Source organism: Klebsiella sp. RC2, assembly GCF_014192815.1.
Classification (GTDB): Bacteria; Pseudomonadota; Gammaproteobacteria; order Enterobacterales; family Enterobacteriaceae; genus Klebsiella; species Klebsiella variicola.
In genome coordinates, this window is the sequence record NZ_JACHYL010000001.1 from 21,806 (window position 1) to 41,840 (window position 20,035).

General features: G+C 60.8%; 20 protein-coding genes. 12 read left to right on the forward strand and 8 right to left on the reverse strand.

Annotated features, from left to right (window positions below; translation table 11 throughout):
- Window positions 1–12: 12 nt before the first annotated feature.
- The 4 genes from chrA to FHW76_RS00110 all read right to left on the reverse strand — a co-directional run bounded on the left by chrA (window position 13) and on the right by FHW76_RS00110 (window position 4,065).
- A complete protein-coding gene (gene chrA / locus FHW76_RS00095) occupies window positions 13–1,380 on the reverse strand; it encodes a chromate efflux transporter (protein WP_183476087.1) in 1,368 nt (455 codons plus the stop codon).
- Window positions 1,349–2,308, reverse strand: a complete 960-nt coding sequence (locus FHW76_RS00100; protein WP_183476298.1) for a chromate resistance protein ChrB domain-containing protein — start codon at window positions 2,306–2,308, stop codon at window positions 1,349–1,351. Before FHW76_RS00100 ends, chrA begins: the two co-directional genes overlap by 32 nt.
- 128 nt (window positions 2,309–2,436) lie before the next feature.
- Entirely contained in the window at window positions 2,437–3,630 is a 1,194-nt protein-coding gene (locus FHW76_RS00105; RefSeq protein ID WP_260182175.1) for an MFS transporter, read from the reverse strand.
- Between the two features lie 186 nt (window positions 3,631–3,816).
- Window positions 3,817–4,065: a tautomerase family protein gene (locus FHW76_RS00110; RefSeq protein ID WP_004175772.1), complete on the reverse strand. Its 249-nt coding sequence runs from the start codon at window positions 4,063–4,065 to the stop codon at window positions 3,817–3,819.
- Between the two features lie 60 nt (window positions 4,066–4,125).
- Between FHW76_RS00110 and FHW76_RS00115 the strand changes: the two genes are divergently transcribed.
- The gene (locus FHW76_RS00115) at window positions 4,126–4,587 is read left to right on the forward strand and encodes a helix-turn-helix domain-containing protein (protein WP_009307678.1); all 462 of its coding nucleotides are present in this window, start codon (window positions 4,126–4,128) and stop codon (window positions 4,585–4,587) included.
- A gap of 177 nt (window positions 4,588–4,764) precedes the next feature.
- Window positions 4,765–5,982 (forward strand): MFS transporter, encoded by a 1,218-nt coding sequence (locus FHW76_RS00120; RefSeq protein ID WP_183476090.1) that lies wholly within the window; start codon window positions 4,765–4,767, stop codon window positions 5,980–5,982.
- Between the two features lie 82 nt (window positions 5,983–6,064).
- On the opposite strand, the gene FHW76_RS00125 is transcribed toward FHW76_RS00120, so the two are convergent.
- Window positions 6,065–6,973 carry a DUF535 family protein gene (locus FHW76_RS00125; protein ID WP_012967984.1) on the reverse strand — a complete coding sequence of 303 codons (909 nt, stop codon included), beginning with the start codon at window positions 6,971–6,973 and terminating at the stop codon, window positions 6,065–6,067.
- 290 nt (window positions 6,974–7,263) lie between these two features.
- Between FHW76_RS00125 and FHW76_RS00130 the strand changes: the two genes are divergently transcribed.
- On the forward strand, window positions 7,264–7,404 hold the full coding sequence (locus FHW76_RS00130) for a hypothetical protein (protein WP_002908189.1): 141 nt from the start codon (window positions 7,264–7,266) through the stop codon (window positions 7,402–7,404).
- Window positions 7,405–7,451: 47 nt separating this feature from the next.
- Here FHW76_RS00130 and FHW76_RS00135 read toward each other — a convergent pair whose 3' ends face one another.
- Window positions 7,452–8,342: a LysR family transcriptional regulator gene (locus FHW76_RS00135; RefSeq protein ID WP_012967981.1), complete on the reverse strand. Its 891-nt coding sequence runs from the start codon at window positions 8,340–8,342 to the stop codon at window positions 7,452–7,454.
- Window positions 8,343–8,482: 140 nt separating this feature from the next.
- On the opposite strand from FHW76_RS00135, the gene FHW76_RS00140 reads away from it, so the two are divergent.
- Genes FHW76_RS00140 through FHW76_RS00165 form a run of 6 tightly spaced genes read left to right on the forward strand, consistent with a single transcriptional unit; the run spans window position 8,483 to window position 14,207 of the window.
- On the forward strand, window positions 8,483–9,190 hold the full coding sequence (locus FHW76_RS00140; RefSeq protein ID WP_022064991.1) for a CoA transferase subunit A: 708 nt from the start codon (window positions 8,483–8,485) through the stop codon (window positions 9,188–9,190).
- A 1-nt stretch (window position 9,191) separates the two neighbouring features.
- A complete protein-coding gene (locus FHW76_RS00145; RefSeq protein WP_012541466.1) occupies window positions 9,192–9,848 on the forward strand; it encodes a CoA transferase subunit B in 657 nt (218 codons plus the stop codon).
- Window positions 9,849–9,857: 9 nt separating this feature from the next.
- Window positions 9,858–11,039: an acetyl-CoA C-acetyltransferase gene (locus FHW76_RS00150; protein ID WP_012541465.1), complete on the forward strand. Its 1,182-nt coding sequence runs from the start codon at window positions 9,858–9,860 to the stop codon at window positions 11,037–11,039.
- Between the two features lie 11 nt (window positions 11,040–11,050).
- Window positions 11,051–11,974: a 3-hydroxyacyl-CoA dehydrogenase family protein gene (locus FHW76_RS00155; protein WP_183476092.1), complete on the forward strand. Its 924-nt coding sequence runs from the start codon at window positions 11,051–11,053 to the stop codon at window positions 11,972–11,974.
- 44 nt (window positions 11,975–12,018) lie between these two features.
- Window positions 12,019–13,413 carry a GntP family permease gene (locus tag FHW76_RS00160; RefSeq protein WP_008804551.1) on the forward strand — a complete coding sequence of 465 codons (1,395 nt, stop codon included), beginning with the start codon at window positions 12,019–12,021 and terminating at the stop codon, window positions 13,411–13,413.
- Window positions 13,414–13,436: 23 nt separating this feature from the next.
- On the forward strand, window positions 13,437–14,207 hold the full coding sequence (locus FHW76_RS00165) for a 3-hydroxybutyrate dehydrogenase (RefSeq protein ID WP_008804550.1): 771 nt from the start codon (window positions 13,437–13,439) through the stop codon (window positions 14,205–14,207).
- Window positions 14,208–14,226: 19 nt separating this feature from the next.
- On the opposite strand, the gene FHW76_RS00170 is transcribed toward FHW76_RS00165, so the two are convergent.
- Window positions 14,227–15,099, reverse strand: coding sequence for a LysR family transcriptional regulator (locus tag FHW76_RS00170; RefSeq protein WP_048330379.1), 873 nt, complete (start codon window positions 15,097–15,099; stop codon window positions 14,227–14,229).
- A gap of 106 nt (window positions 15,100–15,205) precedes the next feature.
- Here FHW76_RS00170 and budA point away from each other — a divergent pair, with 106 nt between their 5' ends.
- From budA to FHW76_RS00185, 3 genes are read left to right on the forward strand one after another with little or no spacing between them, the layout of a single operon-like run.
- Window positions 15,206–15,985 (forward strand): acetolactate decarboxylase, encoded by a 780-nt coding sequence (gene budA / locus FHW76_RS00175; protein ID WP_008804548.1) that lies wholly within the window; start codon window positions 15,206–15,208, stop codon window positions 15,983–15,985.
- Window positions 15,986–15,994: 9 nt separating this feature from the next.
- Window positions 15,995–17,674, forward strand: coding sequence for an acetolactate synthase AlsS (gene alsS / locus FHW76_RS00180; RefSeq protein ID WP_183476095.1), 1,680 nt, complete (start codon window positions 15,995–15,997; stop codon window positions 17,672–17,674).
- Between the two features lie 23 nt (window positions 17,675–17,697).
- Window positions 17,698–18,468 carry a (S)-acetoin forming diacetyl reductase gene (locus FHW76_RS00185; protein WP_008804546.1) on the forward strand — a complete coding sequence of 257 codons (771 nt, stop codon included), beginning with the start codon at window positions 17,698–17,700 and terminating at the stop codon, window positions 18,466–18,468.
- A 96-nt stretch (window positions 18,469–18,564) separates the two neighbouring features.
- Here FHW76_RS00185 and sfnG read toward each other — a convergent pair whose 3' ends face one another.
- The gene (gene sfnG, locus FHW76_RS00190) at window positions 18,565–19,692 is read right to left on the reverse strand and encodes a dimethylsulfone monooxygenase SfnG (protein WP_039103746.1); all 1,128 of its coding nucleotides are present in this window, start codon (window positions 19,690–19,692) and stop codon (window positions 18,565–18,567) included.
- Window positions 19,693–20,035: the final 343 nt, after the last annotated feature.

Below are 20,035 nucleotides of genomic sequence, written 5' to 3' on the forward strand. Positions count from 1 at the left end.
CCAACGCCGACCTTATCCTGCGCCGGACAGTCCCGCCATATGGACGATAAGCCCCACCGCGGCGGCGGCGGCCAGTACCCAGGTCAGCTTCCACTTATAACGAAACAGCAGCCCGGCGGCGCCCAGGGCAATGGCCGCAGACCACGGGTCGAAACCGGATGGTCCCCAGACGCTATGCCAGATAAAAAACAGCGCCAGATTCAGGATAACGCCCACCACCGCGGCGGTGATGGCGGTCAACGGCGCGGTAAATCCCACCTTATTATGGGTCGTTTCAATAAACGGCCCGCCGGCGAGAATAAAGATAAACGAGGGTAAAAAAGTAAACCATGTCACCAGGCACGCCGCCGCGATGCCCCCCAGCAGCACATCATCGACGCCCAACACCGCTTTGGTGTAGCCGCCGACAAACCCGACAAAGGTCACCACCATGATCAACGGTCCGGGGGTCGATTCCCCAAGAGCGAGGCCGTCCATCATCTGCCCTGCCGTCAGCCAGCCATAGTGGGTCACCGCCCCCAGGTAAACATAAGGTAGGACGGCATATGCCCCGCCAAAGGTCATCAGCGCGGCTTTGGTAAAGAACCAGCTCATCTGGGTCAGCGGATGCGCCCAGCCCAGCATTAGCGTCAGAGCGGCCATCGGCACCAGCCACAGCAGCATCCCGGCGATCAGCACCCGTGAGGTGCGCCGCCAGCTGAAAATGGCATGGGCCGGGATCGGCGTCGTGTCATCAATGATGGCGGCTCCGCCAGGGTGACTCTGCGCACGGTGGGCGTCCGCTTTGCCGAATGTCGTCGGCGCCAGCCGTCCGCCGATAAAACCCACCAGTGCCGCGGCGAGGACGATCAGCGGAAAAGGAACGTTCAGCGCAAAAATAGCGACAAAGGCAGCGGCAGCGATAGCCCAGTAGGCACCATTTTTCAGCGCCCGCGAGCCGATGCGGTGCGCCGCCTGCAATACTATCGCCGCTACGGCGGGTTTGATGCCATAAAAGATCCCCGCCACCACGGCGACATCCCCCCAGACGAGGTAGATCCACGCCAGGGCGATGAGTAACACCAGCGAGGGCAAAATAAACAGCACCCCGGCGATGACGCCTCCCCAGGTTTTATGCATCAGCCAGCCGATATAGGTCGCCAGCTGCTGGGCCTCCGGGCCGGGCAGGACCATACAAAAATTGAGCGCATGCAGGAATCGCCCTTCCGATATCCAGCGTCGGTTATCCACCAGCTCCTGGTGCATCATGGCGATCTGCCCGGCAGGCCCGCCGAAGCTGATGAAGCCAAGCTTGAGCCAAAAGCGAAATGCCTGCCAGAAGGAGACGGAAGCGACGACGGAAGGACTGTCACTCTGCGGAAGAACGACCGTTTTGCTCATGATTGCCAGACCTCATTTCACAGGACCTCAGTAAGCCGTCGAACAGCGAGCAAGCTGCCGCCAGCAGTTGGTCATCGTCCGTAATGGTTTCCCGCAGCCCTGCAAGAATGCTTTCTACCCCCGCCGCCTCCGGGGTCGGTACCCCACCGACGTCCAGGAAGTGGATCAACCGTCCCAGACTGTCGGGGATCACCGCGTCCAGCGCAAAACGCCGGACCAGTACTTCGAAGGTCACCAGCGTGCCGACATGGCTGAATGGCGCGCCGTCAAAATCAAAACCGACCGCTGTCGCCGGACAGTCCTCAGGCGCGGCCAGCCACAGGAATAGCGCCTCGTCGTCAATAAAGCGCCTTATAAGCCAGGCGCTGGCCAGACGATCGACCCACGGGCGTCGGCGGGTGGCCCACAGCCGGCCGCGAAAGGCGCCTCTGTCCAGCAGGCTCAGTTCGCCCGCCACCGACTGCGGCTCGTTCGGCGATAGCCGCTGATTAATGACCTGCTCGATAGTGGCCAGTCGCTCAGCGGCTTGCTCCCGGGCGGCCCCCGGAAAGAAATCAATGGCCTCGATCCGCCGGTAGTCACGCTGAATTTTACGCAGTTGTTTGAGCTGAGCCGCCAGTTCGTCGTTGGATAACGTCCCCTGCAGCGCCTGCAGATCCTGCAACAGCGCGTCGTACTGTTCACGACGATCGAATAGCGGCCTGAGCGCCTCTTCTTCCGCCGCCTCAATCGTGAAAACATACCCGGTCCCCCCTTCCGCGCGGATCGCCTGGCAGGTGCTGAGGAAAATGTCATAGCCCTGGCGCACGTCGGGCAGCAGATAGACCCCATCGCGCAGGACCGCTGCCCCGCTCTGCTTCAGGGTTCGCCAGACACGCATGCGCAGCGTGGCTTGAGACGTTGTCAGGTTAAGGATCAAGAGATGCATTGTCATGTTGTAGAGATTACTACAGCATGTAGCGTCTGTGACGTTTTTACGCGCAAGGAGTCAGATGAATTTCAGCAATGCATAGCTGAAAAAAGCAAAAGACGGCCTGCGCAGCGGCAGGCCAGGCGCTAAGCGCGGGGTGGGGATAAGGGGCGCAGCAGCAGGGTCAACAACGCCACCGCAACCGGGACCAGGGAGCCCCACAGCACGGCGTTCCAGCCGAAGGCGTTGAGCAGAATCCCGGACGAAAACGACCCCACGATCATCACGCCGAAGACCAGAAAATCGTTGAGCGACTGAACCTGGGTCTTCTCTTCCGGGCGGTGGAAATCGATGATTTTCGCCGAGGCGCCGGTGAAGCCAAAGTTCCAGCCGATGCCGAGCAAAATCAGCGACAGCCAGTAATGATACACGCCGAGACCGCTCAGGCCGACCGCCACCGACGCGGCGGTGATCAGCAATCCCGCCGCCGCCATTCGCACTGCGCCGAAGCGCTGGATCAGCCGGCCGGTGAAAAATCCCGGGCCGTACATCGCCATCACATGCCACTGGATCCCAAGGTTGGCGGCCTGCTGGGAAAGACCGTGCATATGCATGGAGAGCGGCGCGGCGGTCATCAGAAAATTCATCACCATATAGGCCACCGCGCCGCTGAATACCGTGGTGGCAAAACCCGGCTGGCGGACAATCTCGCGCAGCGGCCGCCCTCCGCGCACGCTGGCCGCGGTGGGCTCCGCCGGCGTCACCCCTCTCAACAAAAAGGCGGCCAGCACTGCAACCAGCGCCTGAGCGAGGAAGGTGACGGCGAAGATATGTGCCGGCCAGAGGTGCATGGTGCCGGTGACCAGCATCGGGCCAATGATCCCGGCGGCCACACCGCCGCCCATCACCAGCGACAGCGCACGGGCGCGACGCGCCGGGGCGACGCCGTCGGTGGCGGCAAAACGAAAACTGAGCGCCACGGCGGCATAGGCGCCGCCAAGCATCGCGGCGAGACAAAACAGCAGAAAAGAATTCAGCACTACCGCCAGGGCGGCCGCCAGTCCGGTCACCATCCCGGCGCCGGTGCCGAGCCTGAACGCCGCTTTGCGGCCCCGCGTTCGCGCCAGCGCGCCGAAAGGCAGAATGGAGGCCGCCATCCCCAGCACAAACAGGGTAATCGGCAGCGTGGCCAGCGACGGGCTGGGGGCAATCGCGTTACCCACTATCGCGCCGGTAGCGTAGAAGACCACCGAGTTGGCGCCGGCCAGCGCCTGAGCGGCAGCCAGGCGAAGGATATTTTTGTTCTGCACCGCCAGCGGCAGCATGTGTTCTGTAGACATCCGTTGTTTTCACCGGTTTGAGAGTGGCGCCAGGCTGGCCGTCTGGCATCGCGCCCTGTTTGTTGGGTTCCCTGACCGTTACCTTAGCCGCAAAATACGCTTTTGCACCATAGCGAATCGCAATATTACCCGGCGATCTGGCCCCTCTTCTGCGTCAGATCGCCGGGCCGGGCTTCGCCGCCCGTTTTATTCCGGGGATCCGTCGCGCCGCGCGGCGGCAAATTTCGCCGCGATCATTGCGGCCGTCGGCTGGACGCCGCCCAGACTCCACTGCTCCGGGTCATGTTCGTCAATGCGGATCCAGACGGACTGACGGAACTGCGGATCGCCCTGCCCCTCAATCTCCACCAGCAGATCGGTCATCCGTCGCAGCAGCTCACTTTTCTGTTCCGCGGTCATGATCCCTTTAATGGTTTGCACGTTAACAAATGGCACGCTATTCTCCTTAGCATCTAGGTCTAAAATTCAAACTCAGAGTAGAAGGTCAATCTCGCGATGTCAAAAAATAAATCACTGCCCTACCTCGACCCGGCGCTGTGCGGCCTGGCGGAAGGGGCGAAAATCCTCGGCGACCGCTGGGTGCTGTTGATCCTCCGCGAGGCGTTTTACGGCGTGACGCGCTTTGAAACGATGCTGTCGCACACCCATATTACCCGCCAGACGCTCACCACCCGGTTAAAAACCATGACCGAAACGGGATTGCTCAGCAAAGTGCCCTACCGGGAAGCCGGCTCCCGCGAACGGTATGAATATGTTCTGACTGATAAAAGCCGTAGCCTGGCGCTGGTGCTGTTCGCCCTGATGGAATGGGGCCATCAGCACGTGCTGCACAGTGCGCCGCATATAGCATTGGTGGACAGCGCCAGCGGCGAGGCTGTCCATCCGGGGTTTATTACTGCCAGCGGCACCGTGGCGAGCCCCGCCGCCCTGCAGATCGTCAAGGCAGACGAACGCTAATAGCGCCGCTACAGAACTTTCGTACGCCTCTGGCGAAAGCCGCCGCAAGCGGGTATGTTGCATAGCCACGGTACCCGACGAGCGCGGGACATTTTTGTTTCATCGAACGGTGCGATAAAGGATGAAGGTATCCGGTGACCATTCCGACGCGCAGATCGCGCATGCTAAAGGTAGAAAATGTCGCTTCGTTCTCTGCGGGCTTTATGTCTGACCAGCTTTTTTATTGCCGACGTGCGCGACGGCCTCGGCCCGTTTCTGGGGATCTTTCTCACCCAGCGTCACTGGCAGGCGGAGGACATTGGCCTGCTGATGTCCGTCGGCGGTATCGCCGGCCTGCTGGCGACCCTGCCCGCCGGCTTCATCACCGACAGCACGCGGCATAAGCGCTTGCTGCTGGCCGGGGTCTGCCTGGCGATCACCTTCACTACCCTGTTGCTCTGGTTTAGTCAGAAGACCAGCGTGGTCGCCCTCTCGCAAGTCGCCAGCGGCATCTGCGCGGCCTTTGTCGGACCGCTGATCGCCGGGATTACCCTCGGTCTTGCCAGACAGCGCGGCTTTAGCGCCCAGATGGGGAAAAACGAAGCCTTCAACCACGCGGGGAATTTCTTCACCGCGCTAATGGCCGGGGCTATCGCCTGGTACTGGGGCATCGGCGGCATTTTCATTCTGATGGCCTGTACCACGCTGCTTACCCTGGTCGCCCTGCTGGCGATCCGCGGCGGCGATATCGACGATGACGCCGCCCGCGGCATCGAAGCGGCATCCACGCCCTCCCTGCCGGGGTTTGCCATCCTGTTCCGCCATACGCCGCTGCTGATCGCCGGCGTAACCCTGATGCTGTTCCATCTCGCCAATGCCGCACTGTTGCCGATGCTGAGCATGCGGATCGCCGCCGCGCCGGGACACCTCAATCCCGGACTGTTTGCCGCCGCCACGGTGATTATTTCGCAGGTGGTGATGATCCCGGTGGCCATCCGGGTCGCCGGCAGCATCGACAAATACGGTTACTGGCGATGCATCCTGCTGGCGCTGCTGATCATGCCCATCCGGGCGGCGCTGGCGGCGTCCAGCGACGCCCCGGCGATGATGGTCCCGGTGCAAATTCTTGATGGCCTGGCGGCAGGGATTTTGGGGGTGGCGGTGCCCAGCTTTATCGTCTCGCTGCTGCGCGGCAGCGGGCACGTTAACGCTGGACAGAGCGTGGTGATGCTGATGCAGGGCGCCGGGGCGGCAATGAGTCCGGCGTTAACCGGGTCTATCGCCGGGCACTACTCCTTCGCCACCGCCTTCGGCGTGCTGAGCGTTATCGCGATTGTCGCCCTGATGGTATGGTGGCGCAGCGCTCCGCTGCTCACCGTCTCCGCGTCACCGCCAATCGGCGAGAGCGGGCAGTAACCTACGGCACAGCGACCTGGGGAGAGAGGAAATCGCCAGCCGGGTAGCAGCCCCCTGCAGCCCGGCTGGCGTATGAGAGGCGTTAATTCACCCGTGCTTGCAACGTAATGTGCTGCAGGGCGTTCGCCATATCTATCTGAATCAACTCCTTGACACCTTCGCGCTTAATAAACTGGCTCCGGTGCTTACTTTTCACCTCTTCAATACTTTTTTTGATCTCTTGCGCCGGCAATTTATACCAGCCGCGAGCCTGTTTCTCACCGCCCATTTCCAGCCACAGCGATGAATAACTGGCTTTCACCAAATCGCTTTTCACGTGGAAATCGGAATCGATCGCGTAGACGGTGGTGATGCTGAAATAACGCAGGAAACCATACAGCACGCTCATGATGATATTTTTCGGCCGCGCGCCATGCAGCTCTTTAGTCAGCACCTTCACTTCGTCATTGGTGATATCTTTCCCGCCCTGGATGCCGCCAATATAGGCGCGGCCATCGTCGGTACAGGAAAAACAGACGCTATAGACGCGCCGGTCGCCGAGAAACAGCTGCAGCATCAGCTCGCCCTCCTCCTGAAACGGCGACGCCAACAGTTTAACGTCAAGATTATCGCCATTTTTCAAAGGAATAGAGAACATCGCGCGACCAAAATCCGCCACATTGTACAGCTGCGGCAGGACATCAGGGTGAAACGTTTTCTCAATAAAATTCAGTGAACCGTGGGCAATATCCAGCTTGCGTCGTTTTGACAGCCGTTTATTGAGATACGCTTTAAACGGTTTATCCTCAAAAGGCACCAGCCCTTTGGTCACGGCGGTCAACCGCGCACACTGATATTTTGCACAAAGTTCTTGATATTCTCTGTATTTACCTCCTGCGAGCGAGAGCTCTCTGCATTTTCGTAAAACTTTTTTATAGTTTATTTTGACCTGACCGATCACTTTATTATGTTTACGCCATTCTTTGATGGCGCCTGCAACAGTATGTTCCATTGATTAAGATCCATAGATTCATCCATAATCGCGGCCATATTAACATAAAAGCTTTTCGTCAACGCTTAATTACTCCTTCGTTGTCCTTTCATTTAATATATACACAGGAAATCATTCTGTATGGTGATTAATAAAGCCAACTCCCGCCTGTCAACGGTTATTTATGGTAGGGAAAGCCTGCCGCCCCGCGACTTAACGCTCTGTGCGTTCGGCGCGGAGAGCGGCTACATCCGCTGGCGGTTTTGCCCTATACTTGACGCTGATTAAAAACCAGCAACGATAGGTAACTTATGGAAATTGATCTCGACAACCTGGTCTTCAGCGGCCTGGATGAAGCAGAAGAACGCAACGCGGAGCGTCTGGAAGAAGCGGACAAAAAAGCGCAGGCGATCGTTGCCGATGACGATTGCGGCGACGCCTGCAAAATCTGATTGTCAAACCGGCCAGCAGGCCGGTTTTTTTTGCCCCTCCCGCCTGCTCAGGCCGGCAAGAAGCCTTTCAGCGTATCCAGCAGCGCCTGCGCCGCCTTCGACAGCGGCATATGCCCGGCATGGATCGCGCCGACGCACTTCTCAATCGGCGGATCGCTGAGCGGGATGCAGACGGCCCCCAGGGAGGTCATCTGCGTTTTACACAACGCCGGCACCGCGCTGCCCCCCAGGCCGCTGGCCACCATTCTCCCCACCGTCACCAGCTGGTGACTCTCCAGCGCTACGTCCAGCTGGCGACCGCTGCGCGCCAGCGCCTCCTCGAGCATCAGGCGTACCGCCGAGGGACGCTGCAGGGTAATAAAATCGAGGGTCAACAGCTCCTGCCAGGTGAGCTGCTTTTTCTTCGCCAGCGGGGATTGCCGGGGAACGATCGCCACGAAGCGGTCCACCGCCAGCGGGGTAAACAGCAGGTTGTGGGTGGGCGATGGCTCGAAGGCAATACCCATCTCCACTCGCCCCTCGCGCACCATCTCGATCACCTGCTCATTAATCACATCATGCACCGTGACGTTCACGCCGGCATAGCGGTCGCGAAAGGCCTTCAGCGCCTCCGGCAGGACGTTGGCGGCAAACGACGGCATCGCGGCCACCGAAATTTTACCCCGTTGCAGGGTAAAGCTCTGACGCATGGCCTCCTCGACGTTATCCCAGTCGGCCAGCAGCTGACGGGCCATCGGCAGAAAGAGTTCCCCCTCCTGGGTAAGGGTCACTTTGCGGGTGCTGCGCTGCAGCAGCGCGCCGCCCAGCGCCTCCTCCAACCCTTTGATGGTCAAACTGAGGGCTGGCTGCGACAAATTGAGCCTTTCGCTGGCGTGGGCGAAATTCAGAGTGTGAGCTACCGCTAAAAACGCGCGTAACTGTTTGACACTCATTCTCATTTTTCTTCCTGTTAACTAATTGAAAAAAATTAGTTAACAGGAAATTAATTAAAATTCCAAATGAGTGGGTCACAAATTCAAAATTATCAAATCAGTCTCCAGCGCCAATGATAAGGCTATCGCAAGGCAGGAGAGACAAGATGGCAGGACTGGATAAACGCGTCGCCAGCTATGAAGCGGCGCTGGAAGGGTTAACGGACGGCATGACGCTGCTCGCCGGCGGCTTCGGCCTGTGCGGCATTCCCGAGAACTTGATCGCCGAGGTGCAGCGTCGCCAGGTGCAGGGGCTGACGGTGGTCTCCAATAACTGCGGCGTCGATGGCTTCGGTCTCGGTATGCTGCTGGCGTCGCGCCAGATCAGCAAGGTGGTGGCCTCTTACGTCGGGGAGAACGCGCTGTTTGAACAGCTGGTGCTGAGCGGCGAGCTGGCGGTTGAGCTCACTCCTCAGGGAACGCTGGCCGAAAAAATTCGCGCCGGCGGCGCCGGGATCCCCGGTTTTTACACCGCCACCGGCTATGGCACCCCGGTCGCCGAAGGCAAAGAGGTGCGCCAGTTCGCCGGCAGGCACTACATCCTTGAAGAGGCGATCCGCGGCGATTTCGCGCTGGTCAAAGGCTGGAAAGCCGACTGGTACGGCAATGTGGTATATCGCCATACCGCGCAGAATTTCAACCCGCTGATGGCCACCGCCGGGCGTATTACGGTGGTGGAGGTGGAAGAGATTGTACCGCCGGGCGAACTGCCGCCCTCCGCCATCCACACCCCGGGGATCTATGTCGACCGGCTGATCGTCGGGCAATTCGAAAAACGTATTGAACAGCGCACCCTGCGCGCCGGAGGGAAGTGAGATGCTGACCCGTGAACAAATGGCGATGCGCGTCGCCCAGGAGCTACGCGACGGCGACTACGTCAACCTCGGGATCGGTATCCCGACGCTGGTGGCCAATTACATTCCCGCCGGTATTGAGGTGATGCTCCAGTCGGAGAACGGCCTGCTGGGGATGGGCGAATTTCCAGACGAAGCCACGATCGACGCCGACATGATTAACGCCGGCAAGCAGACCGTCACCGCGCAAACCGGGGCGGCCATCTTCGACTCCGCTCAGTCGTTCGCCATGATCCGCGGCGGCCACGTTGACCTGACCGTTCTTGGCGCCTTTGAGGTCGACGTCGCGGGCAACATCGCCTCATGGATGATCCCTGGAAAAATGGTCAAGGGGATGGGCGGCGCCATGGACCTGGTAGCCGGCGCGCAGAACATCATCGTGGTGATGACCCACGCCTCAAAAAACGGCGAATCCAAACTGCTGCCGCAGTGCACCCTGCCGCTCACCGGCGTGGGCTGTATTCGCCGGGTGCTCACCGATCTGGCCCTGCTGGACATTGTCGACGGCGCGTTTGTCCTGCGCGAAGTGGCCCCGGGAGTGAGCCCCGACGAGGTGATGCGTAAAACGGCGGGACGACTGATCGTGGCCGACGATGTGCGCGAAATGCGCTTCAGCTAAGGAGAGACCATGACCGATATTGCCATTGTTGCTGCAGTACGCACCCCGGTCGGCAGCTTTCGCGGCGCCTTCGCCCCTCTTTCCGCCGTCGACCTCGGCGCCGCGGTGGTACGCAGCCTGCTTGAACGCGGCCAGTTGCCCGCCGCGGCGGTGGACGAACTGATTTTCGGCCAGGTGCTCACCGCCGGCTGCGGGCAGAACCCGGCGCGCCAGACCGCGCTGCGGGCCGGCCTGCCGGTGGACACCCCGGCGGTGACCGTCAATCTGGTGTGCGGCTCCGGGCTGAAAGCGGTTCAGCAGGCGATGCAGGCGATCCGCTGCGGCGACGCCGAGATCGTCATCGCCGGCGGCCAGGAGAGCATGAGCAATGCCCCCTATCTGATGCACGGCGCCCGCGACGGCCTGCGTTTCGGCCACGCCAGCCTGCAGGACAGCATGATTCTGGACGGCCTGTGGGACGCCTTTAACGACTACCACATGGGCATTACCGCCGAGAATCTGGCTGATGCCTTCGACATCAGCCGTGAGCGCCAGGATGCCTTTGCCGCCGGGTCCCAGCGCAAAGCGGCGGCCGCCATCGCCGCCGGACGCTTTCGCGAGGAGATCGTCCCGGTCAGCGTCCCGCAGGGCAAAAAGCCGCCGCGTGTCGTGACTGACGACGAGCAACCGCGCCCGGAGACCAGCGAGCAGCAGCTGGCCCAGCTGCGCCCGGCGTTTCGTCCCGCTGACGGCAGCGTCACTGCCGGAAACGCCTCGTCGCTGAACGACGGCGCCGCGGCGGTCCTGCTGATGCGCGTCGATAAAGCGCACGAGCTCGGGCTACCGGTGCTGGCGCGCATTGTCAGCTCAGCGGTCGCCGGGGTCGACCCATCGGTGATGGGCATCGGCCCGGTGAGCGCCTGCCGTAAAGCGCTGCAGCGCGCCGGCTGGACGCTGGACGAGGTGGATCTTATCGAAGCTAACGAGGCTTTTGCCGTCCAGGCGCTGGCCGTCGGTCAGCTGCTTGAGTGGGATAGCGAGAAGGTCAACGTCAACGGCGGCGCCATCGCCCTTGGCCATCCCATCGGCGCCTCCGGCTGCCGGATCCTCGTCAGCCTGGTGCATGAGATGCAGCGCCGGGGCGCCAGCAAAGGGTTGGCAACCCTGTGCGTCGGCGGCGGCCAGGGCATCGCCATGACTCTACAACGTTAACAGGAGCCACTATGTTTACACCACGCCTGGCGGTACTCGGCGCGGGACTGATGGGCGTCGGCATCGCCTGCCATTTCGCCCGTCACGGTCACGTCGTCCGCCTGTATGACACCGACCCGCAGCGTCTCGCCGAGGTTCCGGCGGTGGCCAGCGCCATCCTGCGCGAGCTGGAGGCGAGCGGCCAGCAAGATCCCGCCGACCGCGACGCCGTGCTGGCCCGTCTGACCCCCACCCCGGCGCTGAATACCCTGGCCGACACCACGCTGCTGATAGAAGCGATCCCCGAGCGGCTACCACTGAAGCACGCCCTGTATGCCGAACTGGAAACGCTGATCGCCGACGAGGCGATTATCGCCAGCAACACCAGCGGCCTGCCGCCGGACTCGCTGGCTCAGGGCATGCGCCACCCTGAACGGCTGCTGATCGCCCACTTCTGGCATCCGCCGCACCTGATCCCGCTGGTGGAAGTGGTGCCCGGGAGCGCCACACTGCCCCATCTGGCGCGCCAGGTGAGCGACTTTTGCGCCGCCTGCGCGCTGGAAGCGGTGGTGCTCAATCGCGCCGCGCCGGGCTTTGTCGGCAACCGGCTGCAGTTCGCCCTGCTGCGCGAAGCGCTGCATATCATCCACAGCGGCATTGCCTCTGCCGAGGTAGTGGACCAGGTGATGCGCGCCTCGCTGGGCCGCCGCTATGCGATGGTCGGCCCGCTGGAGGCAGCGGACATGACCGGGCTGGCGACGGTCCAGGATATCTGCCAGCACCTGCTGCCGGAGCTGGCCAGCGGGAGCGAGATGATGTCGCTGGTGGCGGAGAAGGTGGCGCGAGGCGACACCGGCGCCCGCAGTGGACAAGGCTTTTACCGCTGGGATGAGGCGCGGCAACAGCGCATCCAGTCGCGCCGGGAACATCAGCTTCGCTACGCCCTGAAGCCCTAGTATCGCGTTCTGTACCCCTACAATAACAATGAGAGTGAGACGTCGTGATGAGTGTGATAATTGCCCTGGCCGCACTGGCGTTACTGATGCTGGCGGCCTACCGTGGATACAGCGTGATCCTCTTTGCGCCGATCGCCGCCCTCGGCGCGGTGCTGGTCACCGACCCGGGCGCGGTCGGCCCGGCCTTTACCGGCCTGTTTATGGAAAAAATGGTCGGCTTTGTGAAGCTCTATTTCCCGGTGTTTCTGCTGGGCGCCGTGTTCGGCAAGCTGATTGAGCTGTCGGGATTCTCGCGGTCGATTGTCGCCGCCGCCATCCGCATCCTCGGACGCCGCCACGCGATCCCGGTGATCGTGCTGGTGTGCGCCCTGCTGACCTACGGCGGGGTGTCGCTGTTTGTGGTGGCTTTTGCCGTCTACCCCTTCGCCGCCGAACTGTTTCGCCAGAGCGGGATCCCCAAACGGCTGATTCCGGCCACCGTCGCCCTCGGGGCATTCTCGTTTACCATGGACGCCCTGCCCGGCACGCCGCAGATCCAGAATATTATCCCCACCAGTTTCTTCGGCACCAACGCCTGGGCGGCCCCCTGGCTGGGGCTTATCGGCTCGCTGTTCATTATCATCTTCGGTTTGCTGTGGCTGGAGCGTCAGCGCCGCAAAGCGCAGGCCCGCGGCGAAGGCTATGGGACCGACCTGCAAAATGAGCCGGAGACCCCGGATGACATCGATCTGCCGCATCCGCTGATCGCTATCGCCCCGTTGCTGTTAGTGGGGGTGCTGAATCTGCTGTTTACCCACTGGATCCCGCAGTGGTACGGCGCCAGCCATGAGCTCACCCTGCCGGGTCTGGCGAAGCCTGTCGTCACCGAAGTAGGGAAAATCACCGCTATCTGGGCGGTGCAGGCGGCGCTGCTCTCCGGCATTGTGCTGGTGCTGGTCTGCGGCTATCGCAATATACGCGGCCGGTTGGCGGAGGGGAGCCGAACGGCGGTGGGCGGGGCTATTCTCGCGGCGATGAACACCGCCTCTGAGTACGGATTCGGCGCAGTTATCGCCGCCCTGCCGGGTTTCCTGGTGCTGTCGAAAGCCCTCGCGGCCATTCCCAATCCGCTGTTAAACGAGGCGATCAGCGTCACGGTGCTGGCCGGGATCACCGGCTCGGCCTCCGGGGGGATGAGCATCGCGCTGGCGGCGATGTCCGAGACCTTTGTCGCCGCCGCCCACGCCGCCAATATTCCGCTCGAGGTCCTGCACCGTGTCGCCGCCATGGCCAGCGGCGGCATGGACACCCTGCCGCATAACGGGGCGGTGATCACTCTGCTGGCGATCACCGGCCTGAGCCATCGCCAGGCCTACGGCGGTATTTTCGCCATCACGGTGATCAAAAGCCTCGCGGTACTGTTTGTCATTGCCACGTTCTATGTGACCGGCATTGTCTGATACCCGATTGAAGGAGTAATAAAATGAATTTGCATGGTAAAACAGCGCTGGTCACCGGCTCCACCAGCGGGATCGGTTTAGGGATCGCCAAAGTGCTGGCTCAGGCGGGCGCGCAGGTGATCCTCAATGGCTTCGGCGACAGCAGCCACGCCCGGGCTGAAGTCGCCGCGCTGGGTAAGATCCCCGGCTATCACGACGCCGACCTGCGCGACGTCGGGCAGATCGAGGCGATGATGCACTATGCCGAAAGCACCTTCGGTGGCGTCGATATCGTGATCAATAACGCCGGCATCCAGCACGTCGCCCCGGTGGAGCAGTTCCCGGTGGACAAATGGAACGACATCATCGCGATCAATCTCTCCAGCGTCTTCCACACCACCCGCCTGGCGCTGCCGGGCATGCGCCAGCGCAACTGGGGGCGCATCATCAACATTGCCTCAGTGCATGGCCTGGTGGCGTCGAAAGAGAAATCGGCCTACGTCGCTGCCAAGCACGCGGTGGTCGGGCTGACCAAAACCGTGGCCCTGGAAACCGCGCGCAGCGGCATCACCTGCAACGCCATCTGCCCGGGCTGGGTGCTAACCCCGCTGGTGCAACAGCAGATCGATAAGCGCATCGCCGAGGGGGTCGACCCGGAGCAGGCCAGCGCCCAACTGCTGGCGGAAAAACAGCCCTCCGGGGAGTTTGTCACCCCGCAGCAACTGGGCGAAATGGCGCTGTTTCTGTGCAGCGACGCCGCTGCCCAGGTGCGCGGCGCCGCATGGAATATGGATGGCGGCTGGGTGGCGCAGTAAGCCGCTGGCGCCGCGAAGATCAGAACATCGCCAGAAAGCGTTTCACTGTGCGTGAGCGCTCGAAGCGCCGCCAGGCGATGGCGATATCGGTCTTCAGCGGCGCCCCGTTGAGCGGGTGATAGCTGACGTTCGGCTGCTGAATGCAGGTCATCGACTGCGGGACCAGCGCGAAGCCGAACCCGGCATTGACCATGCTTAGCGACGACGAAATCTGCGACGACTGCCAGGCACGCTCCATGTCGATCCCGGCGCGCAGGCAGCTGTTGTACACCAGCTCATACAGCCCGGGGGCCACCTCCCGCGGGAAGAGGATCGGCGCCACGTCGCACAGCTGCTCCAGGGCCAGGGTCGGCTGCGTCGCCAGCGGGTTATCGCGCGGCAGCGCGATGACCATCGGCTCCTCATCAATAATCCGCAGATTAAAGGCTTTACTGCTCTCGCACGGCAGACGGACGAAGGCGATATCCAGCTCGGCCTCGCTCAGGGCGGTCATCAGATTGGCCATATTGTCTTCCATCTGGTGCAGGGTCACCCCGGGGTGGTCGAGCTGAAAGCGGTGCAGCAACGTGAAGATTTGCGGATGGAAAGCATCAGAACTGGTAATGCCTAGCGACAGGCTGCCGTTCATCCCGCGCGCAATGCCCTTGGCCTTCTCCAGCGCCGCATCGCTCATGGCGAGGATCTGGCGGGCATCCTCATAGAACGACTCTCCCGCTTCCGTCAGCTCCACCCCGCGGGTTAAACGCCGAAACAGCGGGGTCCCCACCTCTCGCTCAAGTCTCTGAATTTGCTGACTTAACGGAGGCTGTGAAATACCCAGTTCCTTGGCGGCCTGGGTGAAGTGCCGCGTCCTGGCGACGGCGACAAAATAACGAAGATAACGAAGTTCCATATCGAAAACGTCTCAAACCAGCATGGTTTCTATATTGGAACTGTGAGCTGAATCGGGTCAACATTTATTTAACCTTTCTTATATTTGTTGAACGAGGAAGTGGTATATGAATCACTCTGCTGAATGCACCTGCGAAGAGAGTCTGTGCGAAACCCTACGGGCGTTTTCCGCGCAGCATCCCGAGAGCGTGCTCTATCAGACATCGCTAATGAGCGCCCTGCTGAGCGGGGTTTACGAAGGCAGCACCACCATCGCGGACCTGCTGAAACACGGCGATTTCGGCCTCGGCACCTTTAATGAGCTGGACGGGGAGCTGATCGCCTTCAGCAGTCAGGTCTATCAGCTGCGCGCCGACGGCAGCGCGCGCAAAGCCCAGCCGGAGCAGAAAACGCCGTTCGCGGTGATGACCTGGTTCCAGCCGCAGTACCGGAAAACCTTTGACCATCCGGTGAGCCGCCAGCAACTGCACGACGTTATTGACCAGCAAATTCCCTCTGACAACCTGTTCTGCGCCCTGCGCATCGACGGCCATTTCCGCCATGCCCATACCCGCACCGTGCCGCGCCAGACGCCGCCGTACCGGGCGATGACCGACGTCCTCGACGATCAGCCGGTGTTCCGCTTTAACCAGCGCGAAGGGGTGCTGGTCGGCTTCCGTACCCCGCAGCATATGCAGGGGATCAATGTCGCCGGGTATCACGAGCACTTTATTACCGATGACCGCAAAGGCGGCGGTCACCTGCTGGATTACCAGCTCGATCACGGGGTGCTGACCTTCGGCGAAATTCACAAGCTGATGATCGACCTGCCCGCCGACAGCGCGTTCCTGCAGGCCAATCTGCATCCCGATAATCTCGATGCCGCCATCCGTTCCGTAGAAAGTTAAGGGGTTCACATGGACAAACAGTATCCGGTACGCCAGTGGGCGCACGGCGCCGATCTCGTCGTCAGCCAGCTGGAAGCGCAAGGCGTACGTCAGATCTTCGGTATCCCCGGCGCCAAAATCGACAAGGTGTTCGACTCACTGCTGGATTCCTCGATTCGCATTATTCCGGTACGCCACGAAGCCAACGCCGCGTTTATGGCCGCCGCGGTCGGACGCATTACCGGCAAAGCGGGCGTGGCGCTGGTCACCTCCGGTCCGGGTTGTTCCAACCTGATCACCGGCATGGCCACCGCGAACAGCGAAGGCGACCCGGTGGTGGCCCTGGGCGGCGCGGTGAAACGCGCCGATAAGGCGAAGCAGGTCCATCAGAGTATGGATACGGTGGCGATGTTCAGCCCGGTCACCAAATACGCCGTCGAGGTGACGGCGCCGGATGCGCTGGCGGAAGTGGTCTCCAACGCCTTCCGTGCCGCCGAGCAGGGCCGCCCGGGCAGCGCGTTCGTCAGCCTGCCGCAGGATGTGGTCGATGGCCCGGTCAGCGGTAAAGTACTGCCGGCCAGCCGGGCTCCGCAGATGGGCGCCGCGCCGGATGACGCCATCGACCAGGTGGCGAAGCTTATCGCTCAGGCGAAGAACCCGATCTTCCTGCTCGGCCTGATGGCCAGCCAGCCGGAAAACAGCGCGGCGCTGCGCCGTTTGCTGGAGGCCAGCCATATTCCGGTCACCAGCACCTATCAGGCCGCCGGGGCGGTGAATCAGGATAACTTCTCTCGCTTCGCCGGTCGGGTCGGGCTGTTTAACAACCAGGCCGGGGACCGTCTGCTGCAGCTCGCCGACCTGGTGATCTGCATCGGCTACAGCCCGGTGGAATATGAACCGGCGATGTGGAACAGCGGCAACGCGACGCTGGTGCATATCGACGTGCTGCCCGCTTATGAAGAGCGCAACTACACCCCGGATGTCGAGCTGGTGGGCGATATCGCCGGCACCCTCAACAAGCTGGCGCAAAATATCGATCACCGGCTGGTGCTCTCCCCGCAGGCGGCGGAGATCCTCCGCGACCGCCAGCACCAGCGCGAGCTGCTGGACCGCCGCGGCGCGCAGCTGAATCAGTTTGCCCTGCATCCGCTGCGCATCGTTCGCGCCATGCAGGATATCGTCAACAGCGACGTCACGCTGACCGTGGACATGGGCAGCTTCCATATCTGGATCGCCCGCTACCTGTACAGCTTCCGCGCCCGCCAGGTGATGATCTCCAACGGCCAGCAGACCATGGGCGTCGCCCTGCCCTGGGCCATCGGCGCCTGGCTGGTCAATCCTGAGCGCAAAGTGGTCTCCGTCTCCGGCGACGGCGGCTTCCTGCAGTCGAGCATGGAGCTGGAGACCGCCGTCCGCCTGAAAGCCAACGTGCTGCATCTCATCTGGGTCGATAACGGCTACAACATGGTGGCTATTCAGGAAGAGAAAAAATATCAGCGCCTGTCCGGCGTCGAGTTCGGGCCGATGGATTTTAAAGCCTATGCCGAATCCTTCGGCGCCAAAGGGTTCGCCGTGGAAAGCGCCGAGGCGCTGGAACCGATGCTGCGCGCGGCGATGGACGTCGACGGCCCGGCGGTGGTGGCCATCCCGGTGGATTATCGCGATAACCCGCTGCTGATGGGTCAGCTGCATCTGAGTCAGATTCTGTAAGTCATCACAATAAGGAAAGGAAAATGAAAAAAGTCGCACTTGTTACCGGCGCCGGCCAGGGGATTGGTAAAGCTATCGCCCTTCGTCTGGTGAAGGATGGATTTGCCGTGGCCATTGCCGATTATAACGATGCCACCGCCAAAGCGGTCGCCTCGGAAATCAACCAGGCCGGCGGACACGCCGTGGCGGTGAAAGTGGATGTTTCTGACCGCGACCAGGTATTTGCCGCCGTTGAACAGGCGCGCAAAACGCTGGGCGGCTTCGACGTCATCGTCAATAACGCCGGCGTGGCGCCGTCCACGCCGATCGAGTCCATCACCCCGGAGATTGTCGACAAAGTCTACAACATCAACGTCAAAGGGGTGATCTGGGGTATTCAGGCGGCGGTCGAGGCCTTTAAGAAAGAGGGTCACGGCGGGAAAATCATCAACGCCTGTTCCCAGGCCGGCCACGTCGGCAACCCGGAACTGGCGGTGTATAGCTCCAGTAAATTCGCGGTACGCGGCTTAACCCAGACCGCCGCTCGCGACCTCGCGCCGCTGGGCATCACGGTCAACGGCTACTGCCCGGGGATTGTCAAAACGCCAATGTGGGCCGAAATTGACCGCCAGGTGTCCGAAGCCGCCGGTAAACCGCTGGGCTACGGTACCGCCGAGTTCGCCAAACGCATCACTCTCGGTCGTCTGTCCGAGCCGGAAGATGTCGCCGCCTGCGTCTCCTATCTTGCCAGCCCGGATTCTGATTACATGACCGGTCAGTCATTGCTGATCGACGGCGGGATGGTATTTAACTAATAAAAAAATAAGCTCTGACATGGCTTGCCCCTGCTTTCGCGCAGGGGCTTTTTTTTGGTTTGAGTGTAAGTGTAAGCATCCCGGGGAAACGAAGCATCAATACTTGAGGGCTTCTGGCACGACGTGGGCTATGGCAGGCTGAGATTGCTTTTCCAGCTCACGCACCCGAGGGATCACTTCCCTTCCGAAGAACTCGACTTCCTCCTGGAAATGCAGGAATGCCAGCAGCAGCAGATTGACGCCTGACTGTTTGAGCGCAATGATGCGCTCTGCAATCTGCTGCGGCGTGCCAATCAGGTTGGTTTTAAAGCCGTCGTTGTATTGCACCAAATCTTCAAAGCTGGATTTGGCCCAGTTGCCCTCGCCCTCCGGCGATGCGCTGCCGGCGTTTTTCACTTCGTGCTGGAACCCTTTCACCGCGTCCGGATTGGCGTTATCAATAATTTCCCGCAGCATCGCCTGCGCCTCTTTTTCGCTTTCACGCGCAATAACGAAGCCGTTAACCCCGATCTTCACCTGATGCTGGTTTTGTGCCGCCTTACGCCGGATGTCATCCACCTGTGCTTTGATGCCTTCAGGCGTGTTGCCGTTGGTGAAATACCAGTCGGAAACGCGCGCGGCCATGTCCCGCGCGGCACGCGAACTACCACCCTGGAAAATTTCCGGCAGCGGCGCCAGCGGCTTGGGCTTGAGGGAATAATCACGAAAGCGATAGAAATCGCCGGCAAAGGTAAAGCTGTCTTCGCGCCAGATGCCCTGCAGGCAACGGATAAACTCTTCTGAACGCAGGTAACGCTCTTCATGGTCCAGCCAGGGTTCGCCGATAGCTTTAAACTCACCACGGAACCAGCCGCTGACGATATTGACCGCGATGCGCGGGCCGTACAGATGACTGATAGTGGCGATTTGTTTTGCCGCCAGAGTGGGGTTCCAGGGGCCGGGAAGCAAGGCGGCGATCACTTTCAGATTGTCAGTTGATGCGAGTAGCGCCTGCGAAAAAGAGACCGACTCATGTTGGTTGTCGGCACCATAGCCGGCCGTAAAACGGATCTGCGTAAGCGCATAGTCAAAACCGGCACGTTCAGCAATTTGCGCCAGCTTACGGTTGTAGTCGATATCCCAACTGGTACGCTGCGGGATATTACTGATCACTAACCCGCCCGACACGTTCGGCACCCAATAGGCGAACTGCAGCGGATGATTACCTGGCTCTGAAATGGACATAGGGCACTCCCGTCATTGATGAATTTATCTGTCCGCCTTACAACACGTTGCAGGCGAGTTGCTGTAGCCGCGAATTACCATCTTTCTATATAACGTTTTTTGATTTTAAAAAATAAAAAGACAGCATTTGGTTATAAAGGTGTTTGCAGAATGCATGCCAAAACAGGAGGCGGAATAATTTCTTTAAAATCAGATGATTATAAAAAGGAAAGGAACTTATCTGCTGCATTTGCAACATGCCTGGTTACGCACATGTTGCAAATGCAACTTATACAACTTGCCGGAAGATAAATTTATCCTGACATTAATTTGGATAACAGCAGGTCTGATTACGGATGCTGTC

Bases quoted from the DNA above. Each gene is read 5' to 3' on its own strand.
- chrA (WP_183476087.1), bottom strand. From the start codon at position 1,380: ATGAGCAAAACGGTCGTTCTTCCGCAGAGTGACAGTCCTTCCGTCGTC.
- FHW76_RS00100 (WP_183476298.1), bottom strand. From the start codon at position 2,308: ATGCATCTCTTGATCCTTAACCTGACAACGTCTCAAGCCACGCTGCGC.
- FHW76_RS00105 (WP_260182175.1), bottom strand. From the start codon at position 3,630: ATGTCTACAGAACACATGCTGCCGCTGGCGGTGCAGAACAAAAATATC.
- FHW76_RS00115 (WP_009307678.1), top strand. From the start codon at position 4,126: ATGTCAAAAAATAAATCACTGCCCTACCTCGACCCGGCGCTGTGCGGC.
- FHW76_RS00120 (WP_183476090.1), top strand. From the start codon at position 4,765: ATGTCGCTTCGTTCTCTGCGGGCTTTATGTCTGACCAGCTTTTTTATT.
- FHW76_RS00125 (WP_012967984.1), bottom strand. From the start codon at position 6,973: ATGGAACATACTGTTGCAGGCGCCATCAAAGAATGGCGTAAACATAAT.
- FHW76_RS00130 (WP_002908189.1), top strand. From the start codon at position 7,264: ATGGAAATTGATCTCGACAACCTGGTCTTCAGCGGCCTGGATGAAGCA.
- FHW76_RS00135 (WP_012967981.1), bottom strand. From the start codon at position 8,342: ATGAGAATGAGTGTCAAACAGTTACGCGCGTTTTTAGCGGTAGCTCAC.
- FHW76_RS00140 (WP_022064991.1), top strand. From the start codon at position 8,483: ATGGCAGGACTGGATAAACGCGTCGCCAGCTATGAAGCGGCGCTGGAA.
- FHW76_RS00145 (WP_012541466.1), top strand. From the start codon at position 9,192: ATGCTGACCCGTGAACAAATGGCGATGCGCGTCGCCCAGGAGCTACGC.
- FHW76_RS00150 (WP_012541465.1), top strand. From the start codon at position 9,858: ATGACCGATATTGCCATTGTTGCTGCAGTACGCACCCCGGTCGGCAGC.
- FHW76_RS00155 (WP_183476092.1), top strand. From the start codon at position 11,051: ATGTTTACACCACGCCTGGCGGTACTCGGCGCGGGACTGATGGGCGTC.
- FHW76_RS00165 (WP_008804550.1), top strand. From the start codon at position 13,437: ATGAATTTGCATGGTAAAACAGCGCTGGTCACCGGCTCCACCAGCGGG.
- FHW76_RS00170 (WP_048330379.1), bottom strand. From the start codon at position 15,099: ATGGAACTTCGTTATCTTCGTTATTTTGTCGCCGTCGCCAGGACGCGG.
- budA (WP_008804548.1), top strand. From the start codon at position 15,206: ATGAATCACTCTGCTGAATGCACCTGCGAAGAGAGTCTGTGCGAAACC.
- alsS (WP_183476095.1), top strand. From the start codon at position 15,995: ATGGACAAACAGTATCCGGTACGCCAGTGGGCGCACGGCGCCGATCTC.
- FHW76_RS00185 (WP_008804546.1), top strand. From the start codon at position 17,698: ATGAAAAAAGTCGCACTTGTTACCGGCGCCGGCCAGGGGATTGGTAAA.
- sfnG (WP_039103746.1), bottom strand. From the start codon at position 19,692: ATGTCCATTTCAGAGCCAGGTAATCATCCGCTGCAGTTCGCCTATTGG.